The organism is Actinomycetota bacterium, from assembly GCA_030019255.1.
Taxonomy (GTDB): Bacteria; Actinomycetota; Geothermincolia; order Geothermincolales; family RBG-13-55-18; genus Solincola_A.
This window is the reverse complement of record JASEFK010000025.1, coordinates 1-7,281: the sequence shown is the minus strand read 5'-3', so window position 1 is coordinate 7,281 and position 7,281 is coordinate 1. Positions and strand designations below refer to the sequence as shown.

Sequence of the window (7,281 nt, the reverse complement as noted above, 5' to 3'; positions counted from 1 at the left end):
TTTCAAGCTTTCTTCCCGTGACGTCTTTTCCGTTCTCCCATATGGAACACGGTTGACAAAATATCTGGTTCTATCCTATAAATTAAATGAATGTTCATTTAATAATAGGAGTTGAAATTCACGTGGCCCGGAGCAACAGGAACGCACCCAGGCGGAAAAGGGAAATCGTGGAGAACTTCTACGCCGTCCTCAAGGAGGAAGGCCTGGAAGGAGCCTCCATAGCCAAGGTGGCGAGTCGCATGGGCATCCACCCCAGCCTCACCATTCATTATTTCTCCAACAAGGAAGAAATGGTTGTAGAGCTCGTGGATTACATCCTGCACCTTTACGAGGAGACCTTCCTGCCCACCCTTGAGGAGATAGAAGACCCGGAAGAAAGGCTTGAAAGAACCCTGGACATAGTCTTCGGGGAGGACTGGAACCGCCTGGTGGACACCGGGGTATTCTACGCCTGCTACTCGCTAGGCTTCAGGAACCGGCGTGTGCGGGAAATCTTCCTGAAGATGTACGGACGCCTCCGTGAGGTGCTGGAGGGAGAGATCGCCGTCTGCATGGAGAAATATGGGATCGACGGGCAACCGGCCGTACTGGCGGATTATCTCATCACCCTGATCCAGGGGTATGACTTTTACCGTTCCCTCGTGGATGACGACCGGCGTTTCGACGAACTATCCCTGTACTTGAAAGAAAGCGCTTTGAGGTTGTTGAGGGGGACCTGGGAACGGGATAGGTACAGGATCGAACAGAGCCATTAACGGGCTGCATTCGAAGAGAGGCTTGAAAACGCCTGCGATGTCGGACCTCAGGCAAACGTTTGCCCGCGATGGAAGGGTGTGTGAGGCGTTGTTGCACCCTTCCCTCCCTTAAGTCCCGGAGAGGACCTTGAAAAATATCGAGGCAAAACCTGGCTGATCTGACTATCGCTGCTGGCCAAACACAAAGGTTGATCCAAGCGTTGTTCGGCACAGTCAGCGACGCATGGGGAAAGGAGGGGAAAGCCATGAAAGTACTGGTCATGGGCGGTGCCGGAAATATGGGCAGCCGGGCGGTGGAGGATCTTGCCAACACCCCCGGCGTGGAACGGGTGACCATAGGCGATGCCAACCTGGCCAAAGCCCGGGAAATCGCCGGCAAACTGGAATCGGCCCCCGCCAAAGTGGAAGCGGTCCAAGTCGACGCCAGAAATCATGCCCGCCTGGTGGAGGTCATGCGGGGGTACGACGTCGTGGCCTCAGCCCTCGGGCCTTTTTATCTCTTCGAGACGCGCCTGGTAAAGGCGGCTCTGGATGCCGACGTCAACTACATCAGCATCTGCGACGACTGGTCGGCGGCCCAGGACACCATCATTCGCTTCGACCACGTGGCCCGCGAGAGAGGTCGCCTGGTGGTCACCGGCATGGGGGCCAGCCCGGGCCTCTCCAACGTAGGGGTAAGGCTCCTGGCCGACCAGTTGGACAAGGTCCGCAAGGCGGACATCTACGTGTACATGCCCGCCGAGGGGGAATACGGGGAGGCGGTCATCAAACACACCTTTTTCATCTACGGTACGGTGGTCCCCGTGTTCCGGGAAGGGGTCATGTACATGCTCCCGGCAGGGAGCCTTCACTACGACGTGGAGATGCCTAAGTTCGGCGTACAACGGGTATGGAACATTGGGCATTCGGAGGCGGTTACCCTTTCCCGCTTCAATCCTCACCTGGAGGAAGTGAAGATGACCATGGGGATGGGCAAGGGCTCGCGCATTTTCGTGGCTCTCGGACGCCTGGGATTCTTTTCCACCCCAAAGAAGATCGACCTGGCTACCAAGCTGCTTCTTAAATATTCCAAGCCCTCCCCCACCGCCGACCCCGACTGCGCCCTGCGAGTGGACGTCACCGGGGAGAAGGACGGAAGGGAGACCACTCTCACCGTGTGCGGCATAGCCACCCAAAGGGAATCCACCGGCCTGGCCCTGTCCATCGGGACTTACCTCCTGGGGAAGGGGAAGTTGCAGGTCAGCAAAGGCGGGGTGTGGGGACCGGAGGACTGCTTCGATCCCCAGGAAGTTTTGCACATCCTGGGGGAGAAAGGCATACCCGTGTATTCCGACGTGGCCATGCGCAACCGCATCAACTGAGCACTGGGGGCCGTTTCGGTCCGCTTCGCGAGGAGGTGGAGAGATGGGAGAGTTCGACATCCTGTTCAGCCCGGTCCGGATAGGCTCCATGGAGCTCAAGAACCGCCTGGTCATGCCGGCCATGTGCTGCCGTTTCGGTACCGAGGAGGGAGCCGTTTCCCCCCGCCTCATCGATTATTACGTGGAGAGAGCCCGGGGAGGCGTGGGGCTTATCGTCATTGAAAATACCTGCGTGGACTGGCCCACGGGAAAAGCGGGAATGGCCCCCATCAGAATAGACGATTTCAAGTACATCGGTGGCCTTCACGACCTCGCGGAAGCGGTGCATCCCTACGGGGTGAAGATCGCCACCCAACTCCATCATACCGGCCGCCAGAACACCACCATCTGCACCGAAGGCCAGCAGCTGGTGGCGCCCTCCCCCGTCCCCTGCATGGCCATGGGCGGGGAGATGCCGCGAGAGCTTACCCGGGAGGAGATAGAGGCCATCATCACCAAGTACGTCCTGGGAGCGGCACGGACTAAGATGGCCGGCTTCGACGCCGTGGAGATCCACGGGGCCCATGGGTACCTGGTGCAACAGTTCATGTCACCCCTGACCAATCACCGGGAGGACGAATTCGGGGGCGACTTCGAGGGCCGCATGCGCTTCCCCTTGCGCATCATCGAGGGCATCCGTGCCGGATGCGGTCCCGACTTCCCCATCATCTTCCGCATGAGCGCCGACGAGTATGTGGAGGGAGGCCTGATCCTCGAGGACGCCAAGGCCATCGCCAGGAAGCTGGAGGAGGCGGGCGTGGACGCCATAAGCGTCAGCGCAGGGATCTACGACTCCCAGCCCTCCTGGTTCGCCAGGATATTCCCACCCGCTCCCATGCCCCCCGGCTGCAACGTTCATCTGGCCGAGGAGATCAAGAAGGTGGTTAGCATACCGGTGATCGTAGCCGGGAAACTGGACAACCCGTATCTGGCCGCGGAAGTCCTGGAGAAAGGAAAAGCCGACCTGGTGGCCATCGGGCGACCGCTGCTCGCCGACCCCCACCTTCCCAGAAAGGTAGCCGAGGGACGGTTGGAGGACATAAGGCCCTGCCTGTACTGCAATCAGAGTTGCTACGGGAACCTCTTCAAGCTTTGGAGCATCCAGTGCGACGTTAACCCGGAGCTGGGAAGGGAAAGGGAGTTGGCCCTGGAAAGGACTGCCAACCCCCGGAAGGTAATGGTGGTGGGCGGCGGTCCGGCGGGCATGGAAGCGGCGCGCATCCTGGCCCTTCGCGGGCACTCAGTGGTCCTCTGCGAGAAGGAGGGGGAGCTGGGCGGGCAACTGAAAGCCGGCTCCACCCCCTCATTCAAGGGACAGGTGAAAAGATTATTGAATCACCTTTCCGCCCAGCTGGAGCGGGTCGGGGTCGAGGTCCGGCTGAATACCGAGGTCACCCCGGAGCTGGTGAAAAAGGAGGCCCCCGACGCGGTGGTGGTGGCCACCGGGGCGGTTCCCGACAGGCCGGACATTCGCGGCATCGAGGGAGCGAACATCCGCTACGCCGCCGACGTGCTGACCGGAAAAGCGGAGGTGGGCGATAAGGTTGTGGTGCTCGGTGGCGGGGACGTCGGACTGGAAACCGCCCTCCACCTGGCAGAAACCGGTAAAACGGTAAAGGTCGTGGAGAAAGAGGCGCAGGCAGTTCCGGACATGAACACCGTCAACCGGCTTTATCTCCTGTGGATGGCCGAAAACCTGGGGGTGGAGATCCTCACCGGCACGGAGGTGGTGGAGATAGAACCGGGTAAGGTTACTGTTTCCGTAAGCGGGGAAAGCCGCGAGCTGGAGGCGGACGTAGTGGTGGTGGCCACCGGTTACCTACCGCACCGTAGCCTGGCCGAAAAACTCAAGAGGCTACCTGTGAAGGTCTACGAGGTGGGGGATTGCCGGGAGATAGGGAGGATAAAGGGTGCCATCCACGGCGCGGCCATCCTGGCGCGAGAGATATAAAGCCATCGGGGGTGAAGGACATGAAAAAGACGGTGCTCATCGTGGCCACCCTGGACACGCGCGGTGACGAGGCCGATCTCCTTAGACGGGTCATCCGGGAAAAAGGCCACGAAGCGTTGGTTCTGGACGCAGGGGTAATGGGGGAACCCGCCATCCAGGGCGACTTCAGCCGTGAAGAGGTGGCCGAGGCCGGGGGAAGGAGCCTGGCCGAGTTGCGGGAGGAAGCCGAGAAGGGCGCCGACCGCGCCCAAGCCACCAGGGTTATGGCGGAGGGAATAAAGGCCATCGCCGCGGATCTCTACGAGCAGGGTAGGATACACGCCTGCCTGGCCCTAGGCGGGACCACGGGAGCCGCGCTGGGGATGGCAGCCATGCGGGAACTCCCAGTTGGTGTGCCCAAGGTGCTGGTAACCACCTTCATCGATCCTGCGGTCATCGGCGACCAGGACGTCACGGTCATGCAGTCTCCCATCGACCTGGTGGGCATGAACAAGGTGGTGGAGAACACCCTGCGCCTGGCCGCCGGAGCGGTAGCTGGGATGCTGGAGGCGGAGACCTCCATGGAGGCCAGGCCTCTCGTTGGAATCACCGCCCTGGGGGTAACCACCCCGGCGGTACAGAAGGTGTTCTCCCGACTGGAAAAAGAAGGAAGGGACGCGGTGGTCTTCCATGCCCGGACCACAGTGCTGGAAAGGCTGGCCCGGGCGGGGATGATGGACGGGGTGATCGACATCACCCCCTTCGAGGCCATCCCCATGGCTCTCTATCCCCCGGAATACATCGCCCGCCTGGTGGGCGCCCCGGAGGAGCGCCGGGAGAGGCTGACCAGCGTTCTCGAGCGGGGTCTTCCTTGGATCATCGCTCCCGGTGGGTTGGACATGCACATCTTTCCCGGTACGGGCATAGATTCCATCCCCGAGGAATTCCGGGACCGGGCCTGGACCATGCACGGGCCGGGGATCGTCCTGGTTCGCACCAGCGGCGAGGAACTGGAAAAAGTCGCTGCCTTTCTCGCCGAGGCCGCCGCAAAGTCCTCCGGCCCCGTGGCCGCGGTTATCCCCCTACGTGGTTTCTCGGAGACGGATAAGGCGGGCGCCCCACTCTTCGACCCTGAGGCGGACCGGCATTTTGTGGAAGCCTTCAAGAAGGCGCTGCCACCGGATGTCGAGGTGTTGGAGGTGGACTGCCATATAAACGACGAGGGTTTCGCGGACGCCGTTATGCGGGTTTTCGACCGGATAACCCAAGCCGGGAGGTGAAGGGCATGGCGCTGAAAATATCCAGGTCGGAGATTCTGGAGAGGTTGCACGGACAGATTGCGGAGAGGAAACCCATCCTCGGCGCGGGATGCAGTGCGGGGATCATCGCCAAGTGTGCCGAGGCGGGTGGAGCGGACATCATCATCGTCTACAGCACCGGGAAATCGCGCATGATGGGGCTTCCCACCACCATCATCGGTCCCTCCAATCCCATCACCCTGGACATGTACGAGGAGATAGCCAACGTGGTGAAGAACACCCCCATCGTCGCCGGCATCGAGGCCAACGATCCATATTTCCTGGACCAGAGGGCCTCAGTGACGCGCTTCCTGGAAAAGGGGTTCAACGGGGTCATCAACTTTCCCACCGTGGGCCTCTATGAGAACCTCATCGAGGGCGGCTCAGCCCTGCGGGCCTATAACCAAAGCCTGGCCTATGGTTATGGCGTGGAGAGCTGGGGCTGGGCCCGGGAGGTGGAGATGATGAGACTGCTGCGGGAGATGGACGTCTTCACCATGGCCTACGTCTTCACCCCTGAGGACGCCGCGGACATGGTCCGGGCCGGGGTGGACGTCATCTGCGCCCACGTGGGACCCACCATGGGTGGAATGGCCGGGCACCAGGAGCTGGAGAGCCTTGACGTCCTGCTGGATAGAGCGCAAGCCATCTTTGAGGCTTCCTGGAAGGAAAATCCTGAAGTCATCTGCCTCATCCACGGAGGTCCCTTCTATGACCCGGATAGCACCAAGGTCATCTACGAGAGGACCGACGCCCAAGGTTTCGTGGGCGCTTCGGCCATCGAGAGGATCCCCATCGAGAAGGGGGTCACTGACATCTGCCGGGGATACAAGGAGGTCGCGGCCATCCGGCACAGGAGCGGGAAATAAGACATTTCTTAAGCCCCGGCATCGCGGCCTGACCCCGCGGCAGGGTAGAGCCATAAGAGGATAGTCAGTCGCTGCCGCAAGGCGTTCGGGGTTCGAGACCCGCGATTGAAAAGTGATTCCGGAAGGCGAGGGAGGTGTGAAAATGGGGGACCGCAAGGTTATACTCCGAAGGTGCGAGAGCTACGAGGTGGCCTCGCTGGAGAAGATCATCTGAGAAACGGTTGAGGAGCTGGGAGAAAAACCGAGGGGCAACATACTCATAAAACCTAACGTGGTCTGCGCCACCCGGGTGGTGCGGGCGGCACATACCCATCCCGCGGTGATCGAAGCCGCGGCCGCCGTCCTCAGGAAGATGAGTCCCAGGTCCAGGATAACCGTGGGCGAATCCGGAGGAATGGGCATTTCCACCAGGCTTTTCTTTCACTATGCGGGCTATACGGGGATGGCCAGGCGAGCAGGTGTGACCCTCAGCGACCTCAACGAGGAAAGGCAGGTGAGGGTGAGACTGTCGCGGGCCAAATGGCACAAGACCATACTGGTGGCCAAATCCCTTTACGAATCAGACTTCCGCATGTGGATGCCCAAGTTGAAGTTCCACAACGGATGCAAGATAACCAACGCCGTGAAGCTGAACATCGGCATCCTGACCCACAAGGAGCGGATGCTTTACCACAACGACCGGCTGAACGAGAAGATCGTGGACCTCCTGGAGGCGGGATACCCGCAGCTCATCATCTCTGACGCCGTGGAGATAGCCCACGGACAGGAATTCGCTCCCTATGCCCATCACCTCGGCGCGTTACTCATCGCCAACGAACCGCTGGCGGCGGATATGGTGGGCGCTCGCATCCTGGGGTTTGAACCCCGGGAAGTGGAGCACCTGGTTGAGGCCAGCGAAGGGGGTTACGGTTCGCTCGATTTTTCGGACATTGAGGTCAGCGGTGATATAAGTATGGAGGAACTGGCCGAAAAAGTCGGTAGCGTCAAGGATTTTGTGTCAGCCACCTAGCCTTCCTCCTCCCATCCCAG

6 protein-coding genes are annotated in these 7,281 nt (G+C 60.6%); all 6 read left to right on the top strand.

What is annotated here, in order from left to right; genetic code table 11:
* Window positions 1–167 precede the first annotated feature (167 nt).
* The 6 genes from QME84_12640 to QME84_12615 all read left to right on the top strand — a co-directional run bounded on the left by QME84_12640 (window position 168) and on the right by QME84_12615 (window position 7,261).
* Complete coding sequence (locus QME84_12640; GenBank protein MDI6875110.1) at window positions 168–755, top strand: TetR family transcriptional regulator C-terminal domain-containing protein; 588 nt, start codon at window positions 168–170, stop codon at window positions 753–755.
* Between the two features lie 245 nt (window positions 756–1,000).
* Window positions 1,001–2,116 carry a saccharopine dehydrogenase NADP-binding domain-containing protein gene (locus tag QME84_12635; protein ID MDI6875109.1) on the top strand — a complete coding sequence of 372 codons (1,116 nt, stop codon included), beginning with the start codon at window positions 1,001–1,003 and terminating at the stop codon, window positions 2,114–2,116.
* Between the two features lie 43 nt (window positions 2,117–2,159).
* The gene (locus tag QME84_12630) at window positions 2,160–4,106 is read left to right on the top strand and encodes an FAD-dependent oxidoreductase (GenBank protein ID MDI6875108.1); all 1,947 of its coding nucleotides are present in this window, start codon (window positions 2,160–2,162) and stop codon (window positions 4,104–4,106) included.
* Between the two features lie 20 nt (window positions 4,107–4,126).
* Complete coding sequence (locus QME84_12625; GenBank protein MDI6875107.1) at window positions 4,127–5,365, top strand: Tm-1-like ATP-binding domain-containing protein; 1,239 nt, start codon at window positions 4,127–4,129, stop codon at window positions 5,363–5,365.
* Window positions 5,366–5,370: 5 nt separating this feature from the next.
* Window positions 5,371–6,252: a phosphoenolpyruvate hydrolase family protein gene (locus tag QME84_12620; protein ID MDI6875106.1), complete on the top strand. Its 882-nt coding sequence runs from the start codon at window positions 5,371–5,373 to the stop codon at window positions 6,250–6,252.
* A gap of 259 nt (window positions 6,253–6,511) precedes the next feature.
* Complete coding sequence (locus QME84_12615; protein ID MDI6875105.1) at window positions 6,512–7,261, top strand: DUF362 domain-containing protein; 750 nt, start codon at window positions 6,512–6,514, stop codon at window positions 7,259–7,261.
* Window positions 7,262–7,281 lie beyond the last annotated feature (20 nt).

Excerpts from the sequence above, each read along its gene's own strand:
- QME84_12620 (MDI6875106.1), top strand. The coding sequence starts at position 5,371 with ATGGCGCTGAAAATATCCAGGTCGGAGATTCTGGAGAGGTTGCACGGA.
- QME84_12635 (MDI6875109.1), top strand. The coding sequence starts at position 1,001 with ATGAAAGTACTGGTCATGGGCGGTGCCGGAAATATGGGCAGCCGGGCG.
- QME84_12625 (MDI6875107.1), top strand. The coding sequence starts at position 4,127 with ATGAAAAAGACGGTGCTCATCGTGGCCACCCTGGACACGCGCGGTGAC.
- QME84_12630 (MDI6875108.1), top strand. The coding sequence starts at position 2,160 with ATGGGAGAGTTCGACATCCTGTTCAGCCCGGTCCGGATAGGCTCCATG.